A 2,279-nucleotide genomic window follows, 5' to 3' on the forward strand; every position below is an offset into this window, starting at 1 on the left:
GGCGCCACGGGGGCGAACGCCGCGGGGGCGGGTTCCGGGCGCGATCTGCGGCTGGGTGCCGCCACTCCCGTGGTGCACGGGGTGGAGTACCGGGACTTCTCGTTGACGGCTTCGCACGGGCCCGCGCACGGCCACCTGCTGACCGTCGACCTGAGCGAGCCGGGTGTCTCGCTGGACCTGCTCTACCCGGGGACGGTCGCGGCACGCGCCACTGTCTCCCGGATGGTCGAGCGCGGTGGCGCGGTGGGCGGGGTGAACGGGGACTTCTTCAACATCACCGAGACCCAGCACCCCGGGGTGGAGGCGACGGGCGCGCCGGTGGGCCCGTCCATCGCGCACGGGAACCGGCTGGGGGCCGCGGTGCCCGACGGCCAGCGCTTCGGACCGGCCATGCCGCAGGGCGCGTCGACCCGCGATGTCATCGGCCTGGGCACGGACGGCTCGGCCAGGCTGGACCGGCTCACCCTGGCGGGGACGGTGACGGCCCACGGCAGGAAGCTGACACTGCGCGGCCTCAACCAGTACGCCGTGCCGGTCGGCGGCATCGGGGCGTTCACCTCCGACTGGGGCACGGCCTCCCGCAAGCGGGCGACATGCGGGACGGACCGCGACCGGTCCGCCCCGTGCAGCGACGACACCTACGAGGTGACCGTGCGGCGCGACCGGGTGGCGGCGGTGGCCGACAGGCCGGGGCGCGGCGCGATCCCGGCCGGTTCGGTGGTCCTGGCCGGACGGGACGCGGGGGCGAAGGAGCTGCGCAAGATGCGGGTGGGGGACACCGTACGTGTCGAGGACCGGCTGGAGTCCGAGGAGCGCGGCGCCCTCCGCTTCGCCATCGGTGGCTTCCCCGTGCTGCGCGACGGCAGACCGGTCGCCGGACTGGACGACTCCACCTCGGCGGTGCGGACCTCGGCGGGCACGGGCGAGGACGGCCGCCGGTTCTATCTCCTGGCCCTGGACGGCGGCTCCGAGTACCGCTCGGGCATGACCGTCGCCGAACTGGCCGATCTCATGCGGGACCTGGGGTCCGACGACGCGGTGAACCTGGACGGCGGCGGGTCGAGCACCCTGGCGACCCGCGATCCGGGCGAGGAGCGGGCGAGGGTGCGCAACCACCCGTCCGGCGGAGGTGAACGCGCGGTGGCCAACGGAATCGGAGTCTTTTTCCGAAATTAACACCATCGATCAATCCACCCATTCGAGTGACTGCGCCGCCCGATCCCCACTGCTAGCGTCGACGGAGTACGCGCGAAAATCAGCGGAATTCCCCATGTCCGGGTCCGCGACGGCCAGTTCGCAATGAAATGGGTGGGCATTCGTCTATGACGACGTCAGTGGAGACAGCCAACTCCGATAACAACAACCCCGGCCCGCTGAGTCTGGGGACGGCGGCCGCACGCAATCTCGCGACCACCACGAAGACCGTCCCACAGATGCAGGGCATCACCTCGCGGTGGCTGCTGCGCCTGCTGCCGTGGGTCCAGGTGCCCGGTGGTGCGTACCGGGTCAACCGCCGCCTCACCCACACACTCGGTGACGGCCGGGTGGAGTTCGTCTCGACGGGCGCGGACGTCCGGGTCATCCCGGCGGAGCTGGGCGAGCTGCCGCTGCTGCGCGGCTTCGACGACGCGGCGACGCTCGAGGCGCTCGCGGGCCGCTTCACCCAGCGGGAGTTCCAGCCGGGCGAGGTGATCGTGGAGGCGGGGCACCCCGCCGACCAGGTCGTCCTGATCGCGCACGGCAAGATCAACCAAGTGACCGAGGGCGAGTACGGCGACCCGGCCGTGCTCGGCGTGCTGGCCGACGGCGGGTATTTCGGCGACCGGGAGGTGGCCGCGGCCGCGGAGCAGACCTGGGGCTTCACCGCCCAGGCTCTCACGGCCTGCACGGTACTGACACTGCCCCGCCAGGTCTTCCAGGAGCTGCTCGGCTCCTCCGAGGCGCTGCGCGCCCATGTCACGGCGGCCCAGGAAGAGATCGGCCTCCCGCAGAACGAGTACGGCGAGTCGGCCATCGACGTCGCCTCCGGCCACTCGGGCGAGCCGGCCCTGCCCGGCGTCTTCGCCGACTACGAGCTCGCACCCCGTGAGTACGAGCTGAGCGTGGCGCAGACGGTGCTGCGGGTCCACTCCCGCGTCGCCGACCTCTACAACGACCCGATGAACCAGGTCGAGCAGCAGCTCCGGCTGACCATCGAGGCCCTGCGCGAGCGCCAGGAGCACGAGATGGTCAACAACCGCGCGTTCGGCCTGCTGCACAACGCCGACCTCAAGCAGCGC

Annotated in this window: 2 protein-coding genes; both read left to right on the forward strand. The window is 72.0% G+C overall.

Annotation, left to right across the window (positions count from 1 at the left end):
- Positions 1–1,176 (forward strand): phosphodiester glycosidase family protein (locus tag K6I34_RS35920; protein WP_374231113.1); only part of this gene is annotated, 1,176 nt, incomplete at its 5' end.
- A gap of 146 nt (positions 1,177–1,322) precedes the next feature.
- The coding region (locus tag K6I34_RS35925; RefSeq protein WP_229332223.1) for a family 2B encapsulin nanocompartment shell protein at positions 1,323–2,279 on the forward strand (957 nt) is incomplete at its 3' end.

This window comes from Streptomyces sp. UNOC14_S4 (assembly GCF_020740835.1).
In the GTDB taxonomy this organism is placed as follows: Bacteria; Actinomycetota; Actinomycetes; order Streptomycetales; family Streptomycetaceae; genus Streptomyces.